The sequence below is a fragment of the Kitasatospora sp. NPDC034533 genome (assembly GCF_055575155.1).
Genome location: NZ_JBVITE010000002.1, coordinates 142006 through 162499, shown reverse-complemented (window position 1 = coordinate 162499; position 20494 = coordinate 142006). Strand labels below are relative to the sequence as shown.

The window sequence follows — 20494 nt, the reverse complement described above, 5'->3', positions numbered from 1 at the left end:
GTACGAACCAACCCTCCCGGAACGCCGCCCACCGCGCCCCGGTCCGGCCCCGGCTCAGCGCTGGACGGGTGCCGGAATCCCCAGCAGGCGGTCCCGCAGCACCGGGAACTCGGCCCGCGCCTTGGCCACCTCGGCCGGGTCGAACTCGACCGTCAAGACCTGCTCCTGCGCCCCCGCCTCGGCCAGCACCCGGCCCCACGGGTCCACCACGACGCTGTGCCCGGCCTGCTCGACACCGGCGTGCGTCCCCGCGGTGTTGCAGGCCAGCACGAAGGCCTGCTCCTCCACCGCCCGGGCCCGGGCCAGCAGCGTCCAGTGCTCGCGCCGCCGGGCCGGCCAGGCCGCCGGGACCACCAGCAGCTGCGCGCCGGCGTCCAGCAGCGCCCGGAACAGCTCCGGGAAGCGCAGGTCGTAGCAGGTGGCCAGGCCCAGGGTGGCGAAGTCGGTGGGCGCGGTGACGATCTCCTGACCGGCGCCCATCACCACCGCCTCGCCGCTGTCGAAGCCGAAGCGGTGGATCTTGCGGTAGGTGTGCACCAGCTCGCCGTCCGGGGAGAACAGCAGCGAGGTGTTGTAGATCGGCCCGTCCGGATCGCGCTCGACGATCGAACCGGCGTGCAGCCAGACCCCGGCGGCCCGGGCGGCGGCCGACATCGCGTCCGAGGTGGGCCCGTCCAGCGTCTCCGCGCCGTCCGACCAGAGGTCGTGGGCGAAGCCGCCGAGCGGCCACAGCTCGGGGAGCACCACCAGATCGGCGTCCTGCTGCGCCCGCACCAGGGCCGCCGCCCGGGCCCTGCGCTCGGCGGGCGGCTCCGCGTCGGAGACCGCGAGTTGGATCAATGAAGCGCGCACAGTACCACCGTCCACGGCAAGAGACCTACGATCGTCACCCGAAAGCGCTGCCCAGCTGTCTCCCGGCAGCGTAACGTGCGGTAGGCGTGTGCGCCCGGAAGCCGGACCATCCCGGTCGGCCGTGACGGCGGGGCACGCGCGGCAAGGAAGCTGACGGAGGGCCGGAGATTCCCGTGACGGACAACCAGACCGTGCAGGCTTACACCGAGGCGTGGACCCACAGCATCGAGTCCATATCGGAGCTGGTCGCCCCCCTCCCCGAGAACGTCTGGAACCGGGCCACCGAGTGCCCGGGCTGGTCCGTCCGGGACGTCGTCTCGCACGTGATCGCGGTCGAGTCCGAACTGCTCGGCGACCCGCGCCCGATCCACTCGCTGCCCCGTGACCTCCGTCACGTGACCACCGAGTTCGCCCGCTACGTCGAACTGCCGGTCGACAAGCGCCGCTGCCACACCGCGCTGGAGATCACCAGCGAGCTGGAGTACACCGTCATCCGGCGCTCGCGGGCGCTGCGGAACGCCAAGCAGGGCCCCGAGGACCCGGTGCGCTGGCCGGCCGGGCCGCTGGCCAGGGACGTCCCGTACCACGAGCTGCTGCGGATGCGGGCGTTCGACGTCTGGGTGCACGAGCAGGACCTGCGCCGGGCCCTGGACGTCCCGGGCAACCTGGACTCCCCTGGCGCCCTGGTCACCCGGGACGTGCTGCTGGAGCTGCTGCCCAAGGCCGTCGCCACCAAGGCCGGCGCCCCGGCCGGGACGGCCCTGGTGCTGGACGTCACCGGCCCGGTGGAGTTCCTGCGCACCGTCCGGGTGGACTCCACCGGCCGCTGCACCGTGGACGAGTCGATCAGCCTGGCCCCCGACGTCCAGCTCACCATGGACTGGGAGACCTACCTGCGGCTCGCCTGCGGCCGCGGCCGCCCGGGCCCGGTCACCGTCGAGGGCGACGCGGAGCTGGCCGAACGGGTGCTGGCGAACTTCTCGGTCACCATCTGAGGCCGCCGCCGGTGAGGCCCCGCCCCAGGTGGGGCGGGGCCTCACCGGCCTACGCCGCGACCTTCCGGCGCAGCCGCAGGATCATCGCCGTGCCCACCGCCAGCGGGACGTACTGCCAGCAGAACGCCCAGCGGAAGGCGGTGGCCGAGTACGTCCCGGCGCCGGCCGGGGAGAGCGCGTCCAGCAGCACGCCGATGCCGAGCAGGGCGATCATCGTGCCGATGAAGCCGCCCATGTTGACGATCCCGGATGCGGTGCCGAGCCGCTCCCCCGGGTTCCGGGCGCGGGCGTAGTCCAGGCCGACCAGCGAGGCCGGGCCGTTGCTGCCCATCACCAGGATGATCCCGACCAGCAGCCAGGTCGGCGGGTGGCCGCCGGGCCAGGCCAGAACCAGGGCCCAGCCGAGCGCGGTGGCCGCGATGACGGTCAGCACGATCGGCATCCGGGCCCGCGCCGAGGCGGAGAGCAGCCGGCCGAAGACGAAGCCGCAGGTCATGTTGGAGAGCACCAGCAGGGTCAGCAGCCCGCCCGCGCCGGCCCGGGACATGCCCTGGGCCTCCACCAGGTAGGGCAGGCCCCAGAGCAGGCCGAAGGCGTTGCCGGGGAACTGGGTGGTGAAGTGGATCCAGAGCCCGAGCCGGGTGCCGGGCTCCCGCCAGCAGGCGAGGACCTGCCGGCCGACCCTGGGCCGCGGCCGCAGCGCCCCGGGCGGTGCGGCGGCCTCCTGCGGGGGCGTGTCCCGGAGGAAGAGCGCGACCAGCGCGAACACCGCCACCCCGAGCAGCGCGATCGCGGCGAAGGTGGGCGTCCAGCCCTCGCTGTGCAGCGCCTGGGCGAGCACCACGGTGGTGACCAGGTTGCCGCCCATCCCGGCCAGGCCGGTCAGCTGGGCGACGAACGGGTTGCGGGCCGCCGGGAACCACCGGGCGGCGATCCGCAGCACGCTGATGAAGGTCATCGCGTCGCCGCAGCCGAGCACCGCCCGGGAGGCCAGCGCGGGGCCGAAGGAGGAGCTGAACGCGAAGGCCAGCTGACCGGTGCTCAGCAGCAGGACGCCGAGCAGCAGCACCCGGCGCGGCCCGAACCGGTCGACCAGCAGGCCGACCGGGACCTGCATGGCCGCGTAGACCAGCACCTGGAGGATCGAGAAGGTGGAGAGCGCCGAGGCGCCGATGCCGAAGCGCTCGGCGGCGTCCAGCCCGGCCACGCCGAGGCTGGTGCGGTGGATGACGGCCAGGATGTAGACGCTGACGCCGATGGACCAGGCCAGCCAGGCCGCTCGGCCGCCGGGCGGCACGAGCACGGGCGGCGCCGAGCCGGACGGGGCGGACGGGGGCTCGGCGGTGGATCGGGGAGCGGGGACGGACAGGGACGGGGCTGAACGGGCGGGCTCCACGGTCATAGTCAGACCAGACTAGTCATCCCATGATTGGACGCCCAGGCCCGGGGGCCGCCGGACCTCAGCCCTTGAGCGTCCAGGACACCGAGCGGGTCATGTAGCGGTCCCGGAACGCCTCGTCCCGCACCCAGTCGGTGGTGTCCCGGACGGTCGCCGTCACGGTGGCCGTCCGGCCCGGGGCCAGTTCCAGCTGGGCGGTGTCGAACCAGGAGCCGTCGGCGGACTGCGGCGTCACCGGGACGCCGTCCACCGTCCACTCCACCTTCAGCTGCCGCGGTCCGGTCAGCGGCAGCGGCCGGACGTCCAGCCGGGGCCGGCCGGCCACCTCGCCGGGGGCGGGCTGGGGGGCGTCGGTCGGGCGGACCTTGCGGTACAGCTCCTTGATGATCGCCTCGCGCGAGGGGAGGTTGTACGCGCTGCCCAGGGTGCGCATCACCGAGTCCCGGGTGGGCCGGTAGAGGCCGTTGGCGCCTCGGTACGCCCCGATCACGCCCGCTCCGTCCGGGGACTCGGCGCCCAGCCAGCGCCACCACTTGACCTGCTTCCTGCGCATGTCGTCGGCGTTGAGGGTGGCGAGGTTCGGGTAGTCGGCGTCGTCCGGGGCGCTGTCGTACTCGTCGCCGAGGTCCCCCACGGTGTGCCCGATCTCGTGCTGGATGATCCGGCCGGCGTCCGCGTTGCCACCCGCCAGGGTGGTCACCCCGGTGCCGCCGGCACCGCCGTACTCGGTGGAGTTGGCCAGGGCTATCAGGTACTGCGGCCCGGCGCCGTCCCCCGCGTACCGGGCGGTGGCGGCCTCGTCGGCGCAGAGCAGCCGGGCGGTGCCCTCGCACCAGAAGTGCATCCCGAGGGGGGTGGCGGGCTTGCGGCCGCGGCTCTCGGTCTCGGCTATCCCGGAGACCGGGGAGACCACCTCGACCCGTCTTATGTTGAAGAAGCCCTGGTAGGTGCGGAACGGCTCGATGTCCATCAGCGCGTGCCAGGCCCGGTCGGCCTGGAGCCGGAACATGTCCTGCTCGCCGGCCGTGTAGCCGTCGCCGAGCAGCACCAGGGTGATCCGGTTGGCCGGGTCACCGGTGCGGCGTATGTCGACGGTCGGGGCGGCCACGGGCAGCCGCTGGTCGGCGCGCAGCGCGCTGTGCGGCGGCACCGCCCGGTCGGCCGGGGCGCCCGGCCCGATCACGCCGAACGGCGACGGACCGGCCAGCTCCAGGGCTGCCGGGAGCACGGCGGTGGAAACCAACACGAGTGCGGCCAGGCTCCGTACGAGACGGCCGGGGTTGCCAGACGGCATACGGGTGCGTCCTCGGGGCTCCGGTCACCCGGTGTCGCCCGGGTGGTGGAGCGGAGACGTACCCGAGTGGGCGGGGCTCCCCTGTCCGGACGCGAAAAAGTCACCGAGCTGGCCGAACGATCCGGACTTTCCGGATCATTGAGGTCATACCAACCATCACCCGGAAGGGCCCCGGGGACCCGCCGAAGCACTCCGAAAAAATCTCCGAACTCGTCTGCAACCCCCGGCGGGGATGCGCGTCTATACGGATGAAGGCACGGAGAGCGAGACCGGCGGAGCCGGGGGGCGCTTCCGCTCGGCAGGAGCGGAGCCGGTCGTCTTCACCCACACACGCGTCACACCATGACCCTGGGGAGTCACGTCATGCGCACGTCCGTTATCACCCGTTCTGCGAAGAACGACCGCGCCCTCTCCGGCCGCCGCCGCCTCGCCGTCCTCGCCGCCACCACCGTGCTCGCCGGCGGCGTCCAGCTCCTCGCCACCGACACCGCCTGGGCCGCCACCCCGGCCGCCGGCGCGCCGACCGCCACCGCCACCGCCACCGCGCCGGCGGCCAAGGCCCCCGCCAAGGCGCCCGCCGCCGCCCACCAGGGCACCTACGAGGCCGGGTTCCTGATGACCCCGGCCGGCCAGACCATCACCGCGGGCGGCCCGAAGATCGAGGTCGGCGTCAGCGTCACCAACTTCACCGGCGCCCCGTACCAGAACGTCTCCGCCGTGCTCGGGATCTTCAACCCGGGCGCGGGCGGCCTGCGGTCCGAGGACCTCACCATCGAGGTCGCCTCCGGGGGCGGCTGGAAGCCGGTCACGTTCGTCCACGGCGGCGGCGACCCGTCGGTCTACACGGTCGCGTCCCCGGCGACCACCACCGCGCGCCTGGAGAACGGCCGGGCCGCGAACTTCCTGTTCCGGGTGGGGCTCTCCGCGAAGGCCTCCAAGGAGACGACCGAGCTCGCGTTCGTCCCCGGCGCGAAGGCGCCCGGGTTCCCGCACCAGACCGGCGACATGCTCTCCTTCCACGTGGCGCACGCCGCCGCACCCGCCCCCGGCACCAAGCCGACCACCCCGGCCAAGCCCAAGCCGACCACCCCGGCCAAGCCCAAGCCGACCACCCCGGCGAAGCCCGCGCCCACCAAGCCCGCCGAGCCCGCCAAGGCCGCGCAGCCCGCCGCCGACAAGACCACCGCGCCGGCCGCCGAGGCGCCCGTCGTCACCCCGACCGCCGCCCCGGCCACCACCGCGCCCGCCGGCACCCCCGAGCTGGCCCACACCGGCTCCTCCACCACCAACACCTTCCTCGGCCTCACCTCCGCCGCCCTCCTCGCCCTCGGCGCCGGCGTCCTGATCGCCGTCCGCCGACTCCGCCACCAGCGCTGACCGACCCCCGGCGGGCGCACGGCTGTCCGCCGGCCCAGTCTGACGGGCCACCGTGCCCGCCGTCCGGCACCACCCACCCACACCACCAGCACGATGACACTCGGGGGTTCCTGTCATGCGCACGACCATCACCCGTTCCGCGAAGAACAACCGCACGTCCTCCGGCCGCCGCCGCATCGCCACCCTGGCCGCCACCGCCGTCCTCGTGGGCGGCGTCCAGTTCCTCGCCACCGACACCGCCTGGGCCTGCGGCGCCCCGGACGACGCCCCGGTGACCGCCCCCGCGAAGCCGTCCCCGGCGGACGAGGAGGACGGGTCCGTCGAGGTGCACGGGCAGGGCGCCACCACCAAGTTCATCAAGGCTCCCCGCACGATCGACGCCGGCGGCGCCAAGGTGGAGTTCGAAGCGGAGTTCTTCAACGGGACCGGCACCGACTACCACCGGGTCGTCCCCGGCATCGCGTTCGTCCCGGACGGCGCCGGCCTGAAGGCCTCGCAGGTCACCGCCGAGGTCATGGTGGGCGGCAAGTGGCAGCGCGCGGCACTGCAGCACGGCTGCGACCCGGCGATCGGCGCCACCATCGCGTCCGCGGGCAAGCCGCTCGCCAACGGCCACTCCGTCCGCTACCGCTTCCGGGTCGCCCTCTCCGCCGGCGTGGCCAAGGACCTCGACAGGCTCCAGGTGGTCGTCTCCCCGAGCAACGGCCGCGGCGCGATCACCGAGGTCAAGGTCGGGCACCCGGCGGCCCCCGCGAAGCCGACCACCCCGGCCAAGCCCAAGCCGACCACCCCGGCGAAGCCCGCGCCCACCAAGCCCGCCGAGCCCGCCAAGGCCGCGCAGCCCGCCGCCGACAAGACCACCGCGCCGGCCGCCGAGGCGCCCGTCGTCACCCCGACCGCCGCCCCGGCCACCACCGCGCCCGCCGGCACCCCCGAGCTGGCCCACACCGGCTCCTCCACCACCAACACCTTCCTCGGCCTCACCTCCGCCGCCCTCCTCGCCCTCGGCGCCGGCGTCCTGATCGCCGTCCGCCGACTCCGCCACCAGCGCTAGTCGAACGGGCGGACGACGAAGGGGCCCTCCCCCGCACGGCGGTGCGGGGGAGGGCCCCTTCCTCTGCCCTACGAGGCCTCCCAGGAGGCCTCCCGGAAGGCCGTCAGCCCCAGGTGATCAGGCGCTTCGGGCGCTCCAGCAGCGCGGCCACGTCGGCCAGCACCTTGGAGCCCAGCTCCCCGTCCACCAGGCGGTGGTCGAAGGAGAGCGCGAGCGTGGTCACCTGGCGCGGGACCACCTCGCCCTTGTGCACCCACGGCAGCTCCCGGACCGCGCCGAAGGCCAGGATGGCGGCCTCGCCAGGGTTGAGGATCGGGGTGCCGGTGTCGACGCCGAAGACGCCGACGTTGGTGATGGTGATGGTGCCGCCCTGCATGTCGGCCGGCGAGGTCTTGCCCTGGCGGGCGGTCTCGACCAGCTCGCCGAGCGAAGTGGCCAGCCCGGCCAGGGTCTTGGACCCGGCGTCCTTGATGTTCGGCACGATCAGGCCGCGCGGGGTGGCCGCGGCGATGCCGAGGTTCACCTGGCCCTTGATGACGATCTCCTGGGCCGCCTCGTCCCACTGGGCGTTGATCTCCGGGTGCCGCTTGATCGCGGTGAGCAGCGCCTTGGCGACGATCAGCAGCGGGCTGACCCGGACGTCCCGGCCCAGCTCGCCGCTCTCCTTGAGCCGGCGGACGAACTTCATCGTGCGGGTCACGTCGACCTGCACGAACTCGGTGACGTGCGGGGCGGTGAAGGCCGAGGCCACCATCGCCTGCGCGGTCGCCTTGCGGACGCCCTTGATCGGCACCCGGACGTCGCCGGCGGGCCCGGAGACCGGGGCCGCGACGGCCTCGGCCGCCTCCACGACCGCCTCGGCCACGACCGGCTCGACGGCCGGAGCCGGCGCGGCGGCCTGGACGGCGGCGTGGGCGTGCAGGTCCTCGCGGGTGATCACGCCACCCGGACCGGTCGGGGTGACGGCCCGCAGGTCGATGCCCAGGTCCTTGGCCAGCTTGCGCACCGGCGGCTTGGCCAACGGCCGCTCCCCGACCGGCACTTCGGCCACCGGAGCCTGAGCCGCCGGAGCCGCAGCCGCAGCCACCGGGGCGGGGGCGACCGGCGCGGCCGGGGCCTTCGTGGCGGTGGTGGTCGTCGTCGTCCGCCGGGCCCGGCGCTGCGCCGCGCCGGTGCGCGGGCCGTACCCGACCAGCACCTCGCGCCGCTCGGGCTCGGCCGCCTCCGCGGGCGCCGGTGCCGGAGCGGCGGCCGGCGCGGCGGCGGGAGCGGCCGGAGCCGCGGCCCCCGCCTCCCCGGCGACCGCGACCGAGATGATCACGGTGCCGACGTCGACCGTCGCGCCCTCGGGGAAGTGCAGCTGCTCGACCACCCCGTTGAACGGGATGGGCAGCTCCACCGCGGCCTTGGCGGTCTCCACCTCGCAGACGACCTGCCCGTCGGTGACGGTGTCACCGGGCTTGACGTACCAGCTGAGGATCTCGGCCTCGGTGAGGCCCTCGCCCACGTCGGGCATCTTGAACTCGCGGAGCGAGCGAACTTCGGTGGTCATCTTCGCTCCCCGGGATCAGTACGCGAGCGCGCGGTCGACGGCGTCGAGCACGCGGTCCAGGTCGGGGAGGAAGGCCTCCTCGACCCGGGACGGCGGGTACGGCGCGTGGTAGCCGCCGACCCGCAGCACCGGTGCCTCCAGGTGGTAGAAGCACTTCTCGGTGAGCCGCGCGGCCAACTCGGCGCCCATGCCCAGGAAGACGGGTGCCTCGTGCACCACCACGGCCCGGCCGGTGCGCTTGACCGACTCCTCCAGGGCGGTGAAGTCCACCGGGGAGAGCGAGCGCAGGTCGACGACCTCCAGCCGGCGGCCGTCCTCCTCGGCGGCCTTGGCGGCCTCCAGGCAGACCTTGACCATCGGGCCGTAGGCGATCAGCGTCGCGTCGGCGCCGGGCCGGACGATCCGGGCGTCGTGCAGGCCCAGGTCGGCGGCGTCGCCGACCTCGCCCTTGTCCCAGTAACGGCGCTTGGGCTCCAGGAAGATGACCGGGTCATCGGACTCGATCGACTGCCGCAGCATCCAGTGCGCGTCGTGCGCGCTGGCCGGGGTGACCACCCGCAGGCCGGCGGTGTGCGCGAAGTACGCCTCGTGCGACTCGCTGTGGTGCTCGACCGCGCCGATACCACCCGCGTAGGGGATGCGGACGGTGACCGGCAGCTTGACGTGGCCCAGCGCGCGGGCGTGCATCTTGGCCAGCTGGGAGACGATCTGGTCGAAGGCCGGGTAGACGAAGCCGTCGAACTGGATCTCCACGACGGGGCGGTAGCCGCGCAGCGCCAGGCCGATCGCGGTGCCCACGATGCCGGACTCGGCGAGCGGGGTGTCGATCACCCGGTCCTCGCCGAAGTCCTTCTGGAGGCCGTCGGTGATCCGGAAGACGCCGCCGAGCTTGCCGATGTCCTCGCCCATCAGGACGGTCTTCGGGTCGTTCTCCAGCGACTTGCGCAGCGCCCCGTTCAGGGCCTTGGCGATGCTCAGCTGACCGGCCATCAGTGGGTCTCCCCCGCCTCGAAGGAGGCCGCGTACTCGACGTACTCGGCCCGTTCCTCATCGACCAGCGCGTGCGGCTCGCTGTACACGTGGTCGAAGATCAGGGTCGGGTCCGGGTCCGGCATGCCGCGCACGCCCTCGCGCACCCGCAGCCCCAGCTGCTCGCTCTCGGCGTCGACGGCGGCGAAGAACGCCTCGTCGGCCAGGCCCTCCTTCTCCAGGAGGGCGCGCAGCCGGGTGATCGGGTCCTTGGCCTTCCAGGCCTCGGTCTCCTCGGAGTGCCGGTAGCGGGTGGGGTCGTCGGAGGTGGTGTGGGCGCCCATCCGGTAGGTGAACGCCTCGATCAGCACCGGGCCGTTGCCGCTGCGCGCGTGGTCCAGCGCCCAGCGGGTGACCGCCAGGCAGGCCAGCACGTCGTTGCCGTCGACCCGGACGCCCGGGAAGCCGAAGCCGGAGGCGCGGCGGTACAGCGGGATCTTGGTCTGGGTGGTGGTGGGCTCGGAGATCGCCCACTGGTTGTTCTGGCAGAAGAACACCACCGGCGCGTTGTAGACCGAGGCGAAGGTGAAGGCCTCGTTGACGTCGCCCTGGCTGGAGGCGCCGTCGCCGAAGTACGCGATCACCGCGTCGTCGGCGCCGTCCTTGCCGATGCCCATCGCGTAACCGGTGGCGTGCAGGGCCTGCGCGCCGATCACGATGGTGTACAGGTGGAAGTTCTTCTCGTTCGGGTCCCAGCCGCCGTGGTTCACGCCGCGGAACATGCCGAGCAGGTTCAGCGGGTCCACGTCGCGGCACCAGGCCACGCCGTGCTCGCGGTACGTGGGGAAGGCGTAGTCGCCGGGGCGCATGGCGCGGCCGGAGCCGACCTGGGCGGCCTCCTGGCCGAGCAGCGAGGCCCACAGGCCCAGCTCGCCCTGGCGCTGGAGCGCGGTGGCCTCGCCGTCGAACCGGCGCACCAGCACCAGGTCGCGGTAGAGGGCGAGCAGCTCCTCGGGAGTGGTGGTGAGGGGGTAGTCCGGGTGCTCGACCCGCTCGCCTTCCGGCGTGAGCAGCTGGACGAGCTCCGGCTGGGCGTCCTTGCCCGTCGCGCGGAGGGTGTCAGGGACGGAGGGGGCCGCCTTCTTGCGGGCCCTCGCCGTGCTTTTGACGGTCACGTTCACTCCTCGGTCTGTCCGGCCGCCCGGGGTCGCCGGTGACCGGTCCGGTCACCGCCTCGCGGGGCGCGCGTGGGTGTGCGCTCCCACAGCGGGGCAGGTGGTGATCCTGTTCCGACGGCGTCCCTCACGAGAACGTTACCCAGCGTCCGCCCCCGGCGCGCTTGCGCTAGGACGTCCTACTTGTTCAGGGTCCACAACCCCGAGGGTGCCGCGATCGGCTCGCCGTCGGAAAGGGTGGGGGTGACGGCGGCGTGACGCAGCTCTCAATTCGAGCGCCTTCAGGACACCAGCGCACGTTATCCGGGCGGACGCCCGTACGTAAGGGGGTTCTCGGTATCGGTTTCGGAGGGCTGTGGCCGGAACGCGTCTTGACGGAGGTGTGAACGATAGGTCTTTCGTACGTCGATATGGGAGGCTTTGGATGTGACTGATAACGGACAAATCAGGGTATTCCTGCTCGACGATCATGAGGTCGTCCGGCGGGGCGTGCACGATCTGCTCTCGGTCGAGGACGACATCGAGGTGGTCGGCGAGGCCGGCACGGCCACCGAGGCGCTCACCCGGATCCCGGCGGTCCACCCGGACGTCGCGGTGCTCGACGTCCGCCTGCCGGACGGCAACGGGGTCGAGGTCTGCCGTGAGATCCGCTCCCAGCTGCCCGGGATCAAGTGCCTGATGCTGACCTCGTTCTCGGACGACGAGGCGCTGTTCGACTCGATCATGGCGGGCGCCTCCGGCTACGTGCTGAAGGCGATCCGCGGCACCGACCTGATCACCGCCGTCCGGGACGTCGCCGCCGGCCGCTCGCTGCTCGACCCGGTCGCCACCAGCCGGGTCCTCGCCCGGCTGCGCGACGGCGGCGAGAAGGAGGACGAGCGGCTCGCCCAGCTCACCAAGCAGGAACGGCGGATCCTCGATCTGATCGGCGAGGGTATGACCAATCGTCAGATCGGCAACGAGTTGCACCTGGCCGAGAAGACGGTGAAGAACTACGTCTCCAGTCTGCTCGCCAAGATGGGCATGGAGCGACGCACCCAGGCGGCCGCCTTCGTGGCGCGACACCAGGCCGACCACCAGTACTGACCGCGCGACTGCACAGAACTGACGACTTGTCAAGGGCCCCCGCAAGGGGGCCATAACCTCTGCACGTGACTTTCAGCCAGACCCTCGCCTGCGCCCCGGCCCGCCCCGACCTCTCCGCACCGCCGATGGGGACCCTCAGCCCGCCCGTCCCGCACAACGCGCTCGCCGAGGTCCTGGCCCGCTACCGGGTGGGGCGACCACTGGCCGTGGAACCCGTCGCGGAGGGCCTGTTGAACCGGGGGTACCTGGTCACCACCGAGGCCGGTCCGTACTTCCTGAAGTGCTACGTCGACGCCGCCACCGCCCGCCGCCCGAAGATCCTCGCCCACCACCGCGCGATGGCCGCGCTGAACGCCCTCGGACTGCCCGTCGCGCCCCCGCTGACCTGCGCGGAAGGGGCAGGGACGGTGGCCTCCCGGGGCGGCCGGATGTTCGCCCTGTTCCCCTGGGTCGAGGGCCGGCACCGGCACGGCGGCGAACTCGACCCGGAGCAGTGCGACGAGCTCGGCGCGCTGCTCGGCCGACTGCACGGCGCACTGGACGACGTCTGCGCCCCCCTGGCACAACCCGCCGGCTACCACAGCGCCGACCCGGTCGAGAGCGCCGAACTCGCCCGTGACCTGCGGCGCCGCGCCCGGGAGCACCACCCGTCCGGGGAGCTGGACGGACTGGTGGTGGACCGGCTCACGGAACGGCTGGAACTGCTCGCCGAGCACGCCCACCGCCGCCCCGCTCCGGAGGCCGCGCCGCCCACCGGCTGGACCCACGGCGACTTCCACGGCCTCAACCTGCTGTACGGGCCGGGCCGTGCGGTGGCGGCCGTCCTGGACTGGGACAAGCTCGGTCCGCAGCCACGCGCCGAGGAGGCCGTCCGGGCCGCCACGCTGCTCTTCAACGACCGTTCCTCCGGCGTCCTGGACCTGGTCCGGGTCCGCCGCTACTCCCAGGCCTACCGGGCCTCCGGCGCCGCCACCGCCGAGCACCTGGCCGCCGCCGTCCACCGGGTCTGGTGGGAGCGGCTGAACGACTTCTGGATGCTCCAGTGGCGCTACCAGCGGGCCGACCACCGGGCCGACCCGCTCTACCCCGCCTCCGCGGGCCAGTTGGCGTGGTGGTGCCAGGAGTACGAGCAGGTCCTGGACGCCTTCGCCAACTGAGGGGCGCCGGCCGACGGCTCATCGGGGCGGGACGACGAGCCCCTCACGACGGCGCGGGCCGGCCGGTTCGAAGCCGGTCGGCCCGCGCCGTCGGTCCTCCCACCGGTCAGCCGTTGCCGAGCTGAGCCGGCGCCGAGGGCGGCGCGGTCACCGGGACGGACTTGGTCGGCAGCGGGTTCGGCAGCCCGGTGCCGTTGCCGTTTCCGTTGCCACCGGACGTCGACCCGCTGCTCGGACTCGCCGTCGAGTTCCCGGTCGGCGTGTGGCTCGCGGACTCCGTCGGCGTCGGGCTCGGCGTGTGCCGGCCCGAACTCGCCGACGGCGACACGTTGTTGCCGTTGTTCCAGGTGCTGTTCCCGGTGTTGCTGCCCGGTTCGGCCGGCTGCTGGGGCTTCTTGCTGCCGGAGACCGAGGCCGGCGGGCTCGGCAGCCCGCTCTGGACCGTCGGCGCAGTCGTCTCGGTGGAGCTGACCGCCGGGGGCTGCGTCGGGTTCGGGTCCTGGGTCTTGTCGCCGAAGCCGCCGAGCGCGAACGCGATGCCCGCACCGGCCGCGACCAGCACGGCGACCGCGCCGGCCACCCAGGCCCACGGCCCGCGCCGCCCGCCGGAGCCCTCGCCGTCCCCGCCCGCGCCGTCCCCGCCGTACGAGCTGCCGGCCGCCAGGTAGGGCGAGACGGGCGCCTGGGAGCCGCCCGCCGAGTAGGGCAGCACGGAGGTCTGGTCGCCCGGGCGGACGGCGCCGAACGCCGTGGTCGCCGCCTGGTCCGGCCGGAGCACCTGGGTCGCCCCGGTGTCGCCCGCGGCCCCGCCGACCCAGCCCGCCCCGGCCGCGCTGTGCATCTCGCGCAGCGCGTGCTGCACGTGGGCGCGGAACTCGTCGGCGTCCTGGAAGCGGTCGTCCGGGTTCTTGGCGAGCGAGCGCAGCACCAGCGGGTCGAGCCCGGCCGGCACCCGGCCGTTGGCCTGCGAGGGCGGCACCGGCGGGTCCTGGACGTGCTGGTAGACCACCGAGAGCGGGGTGTCGCCGGTGAACGGCGGGCGCAGCGTGAGCAGTTCGTAGAGCATGCAGCCGGCCGCGTACAGGTCGGAGCGGTGGTCGACCGGCTTGCCGAGCGCCTGCTCGGGCGAGAGGTACTGCGGGGTGCCCATGACCATGCCGGTCTGGGTCATCGTGGTGGCCCCGCCGGTCAGCGCCCGGGCGATGCCGAAGTCCATCACCTTCACCGCGCCGGTGTTGGTGATGCTCACGTTGGCGGGCTTGATGTCGCGGTGGACGATGCCGTTGCGGTGGCTGTAGGCGAGCGCCTCCAGCACCCCGGCGATGATGATCAGCGCCTGGTCGACCGGCGGCGCCTCCTCGTCCGCCAGCAGCTCGCGGACGGTGCGGCCCTCGACCAGCTCCATCACGATGTACGGCGTGGACTCGTCCCCGACGTACTCCTCGCCGGTGTCGTAGACCGCGACGATCGAGTGGTGGTTGAGCGCCGCGACGGCGTGGGCCTCACGGGTGAAGCGCAGCCGGGCGACGTCGTCCTGGGCCAGCTCGCCGCGGAGCAGCTTGACCGCGACGGTGCGGCCGAGCCGCACGTCCTCGGCGGCGAACACCTCGGCCATGCCGCCGCGCCCGAGCCGGTGGGTCAGCCGGTAACGGCCGTCGCCGACGGTGCTCAGCGGTACGGCGGTGCCGCGGCCCGGAGTCTGCGGGCCGCCGGCGACCGGCGGCAGGGCCGAGGTCGCGGCCTCGCTGCCGGGCTCGGGGATCCTCGGCGTGCCGCCGGTCCGGCCGACCGCCCGGGCACCCGCCTCTTCGTCCGGCTGCTGCGTCTGTGCCATCGCTCCTCGCCCCGGGCGTTCGCTCGGATCGCGGTGCCCTGTCGCTTACGTATCCCCGAACGCTACCGCTTCCGGAGGACGACCGTGGTACCCCGGAAGCGGTCGGACGCCGTCAGAGCAGGCCGTCGCGGCCGGCCGGGAGGTCGACGACCAGCACCTCGGCGGGGCGCTCCGCGTGGCCGACCTTGCCCGTCGTCTTCTGCTCGGCCCGGTTGACCACGATCGCGATGATGATGCCCGCGAGCACCAGCACGCCGACGATGATCCCGACCACCACCACGGCCGTGGAGCATCCGCCGCCGGTCGACGCCTTCGGCTGCTGGTACGGCGGCAACGGCTGCGGCGGCGGGGTGTGGGCGCCCTGCTGGAGCCCCCCCGGCCCGTACGGCGCCTGCGGACGCGGCGTCTGGTAGGCGGGGGGCGGGGTCCGGTACTGCGGCTGGGCGCCCTGCTGGAGCCCCGCCTGCCCGTACGGCGCCTGCGGGTGCGGGGTCTGCGGCTGCGGCGTCTGGTAGGCCGGGGGCGGCGTCCGGTACTGCGGCTGCGCGCCCTGCTGGAGCCCCGCCTGCCCGTACGGCGCGTGCGGGGGCGGCGTCTGCGGCGCGGCGTGCACCGAGGGCGGGCCCTCGTTGATCACCAGCGGGGTGCTGGCCTCCAGCTTGTGCCCGCTGCCGCCGTTCTTGGCCGCCGCGATCAGCCGCTCCGCCTCGTCGCGCATCGCCGCCGCGCTCTGGAACCGGTGCGCCGGGTCCTTGCGCAGCGCCCGGGCGACGAAGGCGTCCACCTCGGGGGTGACCGAGCGGTTGAGCGTGGAGGGGGCGGGCGGCTCCTCCTGGACGTGCTTGTAGGCGATCGAGAACGCCGAGTCGCCGTCGAAGACCAGCTGCCCGGTGAGCATCTCGAAGAGCATCACGCCGACCGAGTACAGGTCGGAGCGGGCGTCCACGGGCTTGCCGAGCGCCTGCTCCGGCGACAGGTACTGCGGGGTGCCGACCACCATGCCGGTCTGCGTCATCGACGTGACGCCGGATTCCAACGCGCGGGCGATGCCGAAGTCCATCACCTTGACGTTGCCCTTGCGGTCGAACATGACGTTGCCGGGCTTGATGTCGCGGTGCACCAGGCCCATGTCGTGCGAGGCCTCCAGCGCGTTCAGCACGCCGACGGTGACCCGCAGGGCCTCCTCGGTCGGCATCGCGCCGTACCGGCCGATCGCCTCGTTGATCGACTCGCGCAGGCCCATGCCGTCGATCAGCTGCATGACGATGTACGGCGTGCTGGAGCCGTCCGGGGCGATGTCCTCGCCGCTGTCGTACACCGTGACGATGTTGGGGTGCTCCAGCCGGGCCACCGCCTGGGCCTCGCGGCGGAAGCGCTCCTTGAACGAGTCGTCCCGGCCCAGCTCGCTGTGCATGCTCTTCAGCGCGACCTGCCGGTCCAGCACCCGGTCGTGGGCGAGGTGCACGGAGGCCATGCCGCCCTCGCCCAGCAGCCGCTGCAGCACATAGCGGCCGTTGCCCAGGGAGGAGCCCTCGACCGCCGCGTTGCCGTGCTCGCTCATGGTCCTCTGCTCCCCCTCGGCGCGGCCGTGCTCGCCGCAGCCTGACGTTCGGTCTCGTCCGTGCGTGGTGGGCCCGGCCCGCTGGCCTGGCGGGCCCCGTCGCGGCGGGTTCCACCGGCCGCCGACAGGGGTCAGGGTATCGGCTCGCGCCGACGGCGGTCGGTCCAGGTCCGCTGCGGCCGGAGGCCCTGCGGTCCCGTTCCGGGCCCGCCCCGGCGGCCCGGCCCGGGCGGCGGGGGTGTCGCGGTACGTCCGGCCCGACGGCGCTCCGCGCGGGCCGGACGTACCTGCCGGCGGGTACCGCGCGGCTACAGGTACGGGCCGGAGCGGAGGCCGCGGCCCTGGCCCGGCTCCTCCTCGTCGGCCTCACCGCTGTTCAGACCGGGCGGCAGCGCCCGGCGCATCTGCTCCAGCTGGGCCCGCGCCGCCATCTGCTGCGCGAACAGGGCGGTCTGGATGCCGTGGAACAGGCCCTCCAGCCAGCCGACCAGCTGGGCCTGGGCGATCCGCAGCTCGGCCTCGGTCGGGATGGTGTCCTCGGTGAAGGGCAGCGACAGCCGCTCCAGCTCGGCGACCAGCTCCGGGGCCAGCCCGAGTTCGAGCTCCTTGATCGAGCTGGCGTGGATGTCCTTCAGCCGGACCCGGCTCGCCTCGTCGAGAGGCGCCGCCCGGACCTCCTCCAGCAGCTGCTTGATCATGCTGCCGATCCGCATGACCTTCGCCGGCTGCTCGACCATCTCGGTCACCGGGAGTTCACGCGGTGCGTCGTCCTCGTCGTCCCCGCCCCCTGCCGCGCCGGCGAACCCCTGGCCCACGGGCAGTCCGTCCGGTCCGACGATCAGCACCTTCTGGCCGTCCTGCGACTGCCCGCCGGTGGCCCGGAAGGGCTCCTGCGACGGGCGCTCGTTCATCGGATTCGTCATGAACGACATTCTCCCTCACTGGGGTTGGTCCGGCGGAAGCCCCCGGCCGTCCCGCCGTCCGGCGGCACCCCGTGACGAGTGTGCTCCTCCGGTCCACCTGCCCGGAACCGCTCCCGGACCCACACCGGATCTCCACGGCCGGACGGCGGCCCCTGGGCGCCTCGGTTCAGCCCTTGCGCAGCCGCAGGCCGATCAGTCCCAGACCGCAGCCGATCAGCCCGAGGCCGACGCCCAGCGGGAGCTGGGTGGTGGAGGCGTCCTGCCAGCGGGCGGGGAAGATCACGGGGGCCGGCGCGGCGACCGCCACCGGCTGTCCGACGGGAGCCGTGGAGGTCTCCGGGCCGGCGGTGCCGGGGGCGGCCGGGTCCGGGGCGGCGGCCTCGCCTGGGGCCCCGGCGTCCGCGCCTCCGCCGCTCTCCGGCTGGTCGGCGTCGATGCCCCGGTCCGCGGTCCGGTCGGGGGCCTGCTCCGGTGCTTGCTCGGGGGCCTGCTCGGGAGCCTGTTCCGGTACCTGCTCGGGAGCCTGCTCCAGCGCCTGTTCCGGCGCCTGCTCGGGAGCCTGCTCCAGCGCCTGTTCCGGCGCCTGCTCGGGAGCCTGCTCCGGGGTCTGCGCCACGGCGGCGTCGGAGCGCTCGGGCAGCGAGGCCGGGCGGTGGCGGTGGATCCGGGGGAAGTCGCCGCCCGGGTACGGACGCGGCGACCGCCACGTCTGCCCGTACGCCGACCGGGGATCCGGCTCGACGTCGCTCCCGGGGTCGGCGGCGCTCCCGGAGCCGGCCTCCGCGCCCGGCCCGCCTTCCGGGCCGGCGCCCGCCCCAGCCCCCGGGAACGCCCCCGGCACCTGGAACGCCGCCGGTGAGGGCAGTGCCACCGCCGCCGAAGCGGCGGCCAGCGGAAGAGTGAGCCCCAGGACGGCCGCCGCCAGCAGCCGCTGGGCGCGGCCCGGAGCGGAGCGGCCCGGAGCGGAGCGGCGGGGGGTACGACGGCGGTGCGGCGCGTCGGGCAGCGGCCCGAGGAATGCGTGCGGTGATGCGGCCACGGTCGGAGTCCTTCCGACGGCCGATGGCGCCCGGGGGCGGGATCGGCGGCGGGACTGCTCCGGACCAGGCTCGCACGCCCCGACCGTCACGGCATCCCGGGCGATCCGCGCCCTTCCGTGCTACCGACCCGCCCCCGGGCGCCTGGCGATCAGGCCCGCAGCACGACCTTCCCGACCTGCTCCCCGCGCTCCAGCACCCGGTGCGCCTCGGCCACCTCGGCCAGCGGCAGCACCCGGTCCACCACCGGCTTCACCACCCCGGACTCGACCAGCGGCCACACGTGCTCGCGCACCGCCGCCACGATCGCCGCCTTCTCCGCCAGCGGCCGTCCGCGCAGGTTGGTGGCGATCACCGCCGCGCGCTTGCGCAGCAGCGTGTTGAGGTCGAGCTCGCCCTTCACGCCGCCCTGGAGCCCGATGATCACCAGCCGACCGTTGACCGCCAGCGCGTCCACGTTCCGCTGGAGGTACTTGGCGCCCATGATGTCCAGGACCACGTCCGCCCCGGCCCCGCCGGTGGCCTCCCGGAGCGCCTCGACGAAGTCCTGCTCGCGGTAGTCGATCAGGATGTCCGCGCCCAGCTCGGCGCAGCGCGCCAGCTTCTCCGGACTGCCCGCGGTCACCGCGACCCGGGCGCCGACGGCCTTGGCCAGCTGGATCGCCAGGGTCCCGATCCCGCTCGCGCCGCCGTGCAGCAGCACCGTCTCGCCGGGCCGCAGGTGGGCGGTGAGGAAGACGTTGGACCACACCGTGCAGGCGACCTCCGGCAGGGCCGCGGCCTGCTCGGCGGACAGCCCGGCGGGCAGCGGCAGCAGCTGCCCGGTCGGCACCGCGACCAGCTGCGCGTAGCCGCCGCCGGCCAGCAGCGCGCACACCTCGTCGCCGACCGCCCAGCCGGACACCCCGGGCCCGAGCGCGACGATCCGCCCGGCGCACTCCAGCCCCGGATAGGGCGAGGCGCCGGGCGGCGGGTTGTAGGAGCCCTGCCGCTGGAGCAGGTCGGCCCGGTTGACGGCGGTGGCCGCCACCTCCACGAGGACCTCGCCCTCGCCGGGCACCGGGTCGGGCACCTCGGCCCAGACCAGTGCCTCGGGACCGCCGGGTACGGGAATCGTCATCGCATGCATGCCCCGAACCTACTGCGGTTCAGGGCATTTCGCGGGTGCGGCTCAACCGGTCGGGGCGGCCCCGCTGGACTTGATGACGATCACCCGGTCGGTGAGCTGGAGCACCGCGGCCTCCGGCTCGGTGTAGTTGAGCACCCGCCGGCCGCGGACCACCGCGACCACCAGGTCCGCGCACTCGCGCGGGCTGTGCCCGGCCTCGGCCCGGGTGACCGGGCGCTCCACCACGTCCAGCCCGTTGCCGTACGTCAGCAGGTCCTCCATCACCGCCCCGGCGTGCGGGCTGAGCATCGACAGCCCGAGCAGCCGCCCGGCCGAACTGGAGCTGGTGACCACCACGTCGGCGCCGCTCTGCCGCAGCAGCGGCGCGTTCTCGTCCTCCCGGACGGCGGCGACCACGGTGGCGGCCTTGTTCAACTGGCGTGCCGTCAGCGTGATCAGCACCGCGGTGTCGTCCCGCTCCGGCGCGACCACCACCCGCGCGGCGTTGGGCAGCGCGGCGCGGATCAGGGTGTCGGTGCGGGTGGCGTCGCCGACCACGCCGACCAGGCCGTCCCGCGCGGCGCTGTCGATCACCTTGCGCTGCGGGTCGACGACGACGATCTCCTCCTTCTTCACCCCCTGGCCGAGCAGGGTGTCGACGGCGCTGCGGCCCTTCGTCCCGTAGCCGATGACGACGGTGTGCTCGCGCACGGTGGTCCTCCAGCGGTTCAACCGCCATTGCAGGCGGGTCCGTTCGGTGAGCACCTCCAGGGTGGTGCCGACCAGGATGATCAGGAACACCACGCGCAGCGGGGTGACCACGAAGATGTTGGTGAGCCGGGCGCTGTCGCTGAACGGGGTGATGTCGCCGTACCCGGTGGTGGAGAGCGTCACGGTGGCGTAGTACGCCGCGTCCAGGAAGCTGAGCCCGCCTCCGGCGTTGTCGTTGTAGCCCTCCCGGTCGACGTACACGATCAGCGTGGTGGCCACCAGCACGGCGAGCGCCAGCAGCAGCCGGGAGCCGACCTGCCGGACGGCGGGCTCGGCCCGCCGGGCGGGCAGCACGATCCCGGCGTCCGCCCACGGCTCGGTGCCGGGCGACCTGTCGCGCTTCACGCGGT

General features: G+C 74.0%; 17 protein-coding genes. 5 read left to right on the top strand and 12 right to left on the bottom strand.

Annotation, left to right across the window (positions count from 1 at the left end):
• Window positions 1-54: 54 nt before the first annotated feature.
• Complete coding sequence (locus ACZ55U_RS02370; RefSeq protein WP_465521517.1) at window positions 55-852, bottom strand: carbon-nitrogen family hydrolase; 798 nt, start codon at window positions 850-852, stop codon at window positions 55-57.
• Window positions 853-1025: 173 nt separating this feature from the next.
• Between ACZ55U_RS02370 and ACZ55U_RS02365 the strand changes: the two genes are divergently transcribed.
• Window positions 1026-1847, top strand: a complete 822-nt coding sequence (locus ACZ55U_RS02365; RefSeq protein WP_465521515.1) for a maleylpyruvate isomerase family mycothiol-dependent enzyme — start codon at window positions 1026-1028, stop codon at window positions 1845-1847.
• A gap of 49 nt (window positions 1848-1896) precedes the next feature.
• Here the strand turns inward: ACZ55U_RS02365 and ACZ55U_RS02360 are convergent, their stop codons facing one another.
• Window positions 1897-3249 (bottom strand): MFS transporter, encoded by a 1353-nt coding sequence (locus ACZ55U_RS02360; RefSeq protein WP_465521513.1) that lies wholly within the window; start codon window positions 3247-3249, stop codon window positions 1897-1899.
• Between the two features lie 58 nt (window positions 3250-3307).
• Window positions 3308-4540 (bottom strand): M64 family metallopeptidase, encoded by a 1233-nt coding sequence (locus ACZ55U_RS02355; protein WP_465521511.1) that lies wholly within the window; start codon window positions 4538-4540, stop codon window positions 3308-3310.
• A 363-nt stretch (window positions 4541-4903) separates the two neighbouring features.
• On the opposite strand from ACZ55U_RS02355, the gene ACZ55U_RS02350 reads away from it, so the two are divergent.
• Together ACZ55U_RS02350 and ACZ55U_RS02345 are read left to right on the top strand one after the other, a co-directional pair.
• Window positions 4904-5917, top strand: coding sequence for a hypothetical protein (locus ACZ55U_RS02350; RefSeq protein ID WP_465521509.1), 1014 nt, complete (start codon window positions 4904-4906; stop codon window positions 5915-5917).
• Between the two features lie 115 nt (window positions 5918-6032).
• Entirely contained in the window at window positions 6033-6971 is a 939-nt protein-coding gene (locus tag ACZ55U_RS02345) for a hypothetical protein (RefSeq protein ID WP_465521507.1), read from the top strand.
• A 103-nt stretch (window positions 6972-7074) separates the two neighbouring features.
• Here the strand turns inward: ACZ55U_RS02345 and ACZ55U_RS02340 are convergent, their stop codons facing one another.
• From ACZ55U_RS02340 to pdhA, 3 genes are read right to left on the bottom strand one after another with little or no spacing between them, the layout of a single operon-like run.
• Window positions 7075-8523, bottom strand: coding sequence for a dihydrolipoamide acetyltransferase family protein (locus ACZ55U_RS02340; protein WP_465521505.1), 1449 nt, complete (start codon window positions 8521-8523; stop codon window positions 7075-7077).
• Between the two features lie 15 nt (window positions 8524-8538).
• Window positions 8539-9513 carry an alpha-ketoacid dehydrogenase subunit beta gene (locus ACZ55U_RS02335; RefSeq protein ID WP_465521503.1) on the bottom strand — a complete coding sequence of 325 codons (975 nt, stop codon included), beginning with the start codon at window positions 9511-9513 and terminating at the stop codon, window positions 8539-8541.
• Window positions 9513-10667 carry a pyruvate dehydrogenase (acetyl-transferring) E1 component subunit alpha gene (pdhA, locus tag ACZ55U_RS02330; RefSeq protein WP_465521501.1) on the bottom strand — a complete coding sequence of 385 codons (1155 nt, stop codon included), beginning with the start codon at window positions 10665-10667 and terminating at the stop codon, window positions 9513-9515. Before pdhA ends, ACZ55U_RS02335 begins: the two co-directional genes overlap by 1 nt.
• 426 nt (window positions 10668-11093) lie before the next feature.
• Between pdhA and ACZ55U_RS02325 the strand changes: the two genes are divergently transcribed.
• Both ACZ55U_RS02325 and ACZ55U_RS02320 read left to right on the top strand, forming a co-directional pair.
• Complete coding sequence (locus tag ACZ55U_RS02325) at window positions 11094-11753, top strand: response regulator (protein ID WP_465521499.1); 660 nt, start codon at window positions 11094-11096, stop codon at window positions 11751-11753.
• 65 nt (window positions 11754-11818) lie between these two features.
• The gene (locus tag ACZ55U_RS02320) at window positions 11819-12910 is read left to right on the top strand and encodes a phosphotransferase enzyme family protein (protein WP_465521497.1); all 1092 of its coding nucleotides are present in this window, start codon (window positions 11819-11821) and stop codon (window positions 12908-12910) included.
• 106 nt (window positions 12911-13016) lie between these two features.
• Here the strand turns inward: ACZ55U_RS02320 and ACZ55U_RS02315 are convergent, their stop codons facing one another.
• The 6 genes from ACZ55U_RS02315 to ACZ55U_RS02290 form a co-directional block, all read right to left on the bottom strand.
• On the bottom strand, window positions 13017-14744 hold the full coding sequence (locus ACZ55U_RS02315; protein ID WP_465521496.1) for a protein kinase domain-containing protein: 1728 nt from the start codon (window positions 14742-14744) through the stop codon (window positions 13017-13019).
• Between the two features lie 112 nt (window positions 14745-14856).
• Entirely contained in the window at window positions 14857-16305 is a 1449-nt protein-coding gene (locus tag ACZ55U_RS02310; protein ID WP_465521494.1) for a protein kinase domain-containing protein, read from the bottom strand.
• 308 nt (window positions 16306-16613) lie between these two features.
• Entirely contained in the window at window positions 16614-17228 is a 615-nt protein-coding gene (locus tag ACZ55U_RS02305) for a bacterial proteasome activator family protein (RefSeq protein ID WP_465521492.1), read from the bottom strand.
• A gap of 166 nt (window positions 17229-17394) precedes the next feature.
• The gene (locus ACZ55U_RS02300; RefSeq protein ID WP_465521490.1) at window positions 17395-18267 is read right to left on the bottom strand and encodes a hypothetical protein; all 873 of its coding nucleotides are present in this window, start codon (window positions 18265-18267) and stop codon (window positions 17395-17397) included.
• Window positions 18268-18416: 149 nt separating this feature from the next.
• On the bottom strand, window positions 18417-19394 hold the full coding sequence (locus ACZ55U_RS02295) for an NAD(P)H-quinone oxidoreductase (RefSeq protein WP_465521488.1): 978 nt from the start codon (window positions 19392-19394) through the stop codon (window positions 18417-18419).
• 42 nt (window positions 19395-19436) lie between these two features.
• Window positions 19437-20489, bottom strand: coding sequence for a potassium channel family protein (locus tag ACZ55U_RS02290; RefSeq protein WP_465521486.1), 1053 nt, complete (start codon window positions 20487-20489; stop codon window positions 19437-19439).
• Window positions 20490-20494 lie beyond the last annotated feature (5 nt).

What these genes read in the sequence shown, in the direction of transcription:
- ACZ55U_RS02360 (WP_465521513.1), bottom strand. Translation starts at nt 3,249, where the DNA reads ATGACCGTGGAGCCCGCCCGTTCAGCCCCGTCCCTGTCCGTCCCCGCT.
- ACZ55U_RS02355 (WP_465521511.1), bottom strand. Translation starts at nt 4,540, where the DNA reads ATGCCGTCTGGCAACCCCGGCCGTCTCGTACGGAGCCTGGCCGCACTC.
- ACZ55U_RS02350 (WP_465521509.1), top strand. Translation starts at nt 4,904, where the DNA reads ATGCGCACGTCCGTTATCACCCGTTCTGCGAAGAACGACCGCGCCCTC.
- ACZ55U_RS02345 (WP_465521507.1), top strand. Translation starts at nt 6,033, where the DNA reads ATGCGCACGACCATCACCCGTTCCGCGAAGAACAACCGCACGTCCTCC.
- ACZ55U_RS02340 (WP_465521505.1), bottom strand. Translation starts at nt 8,523, where the DNA reads ATGACCACCGAAGTTCGCTCGCTCCGCGAGTTCAAGATGCCCGACGTG.
- ACZ55U_RS02335 (WP_465521503.1), bottom strand. Translation starts at nt 9,513, where the DNA reads ATGGCCGGTCAGCTGAGCATCGCCAAGGCCCTGAACGGGGCGCTGCGC.
- ACZ55U_RS02315 (WP_465521496.1), bottom strand. Translation starts at nt 14,744, where the DNA reads ATGGCACAGACGCAGCAGCCGGACGAAGAGGCGGGTGCCCGGGCGGTC.
- ACZ55U_RS02310 (WP_465521494.1), bottom strand. Translation starts at nt 16,305, where the DNA reads ATGAGCGAGCACGGCAACGCGGCGGTCGAGGGCTCCTCCCTGGGCAAC.
- ACZ55U_RS02305 (WP_465521492.1), bottom strand. Translation starts at nt 17,228, where the DNA reads ATGACGAATCCGATGAACGAGCGCCCGTCGCAGGAGCCCTTCCGGGCC.
- ACZ55U_RS02295 (WP_465521488.1), bottom strand. Translation starts at nt 19,394, where the DNA reads ATGCATGCGATGACGATTCCCGTACCCGGCGGTCCCGAGGCACTGGTC.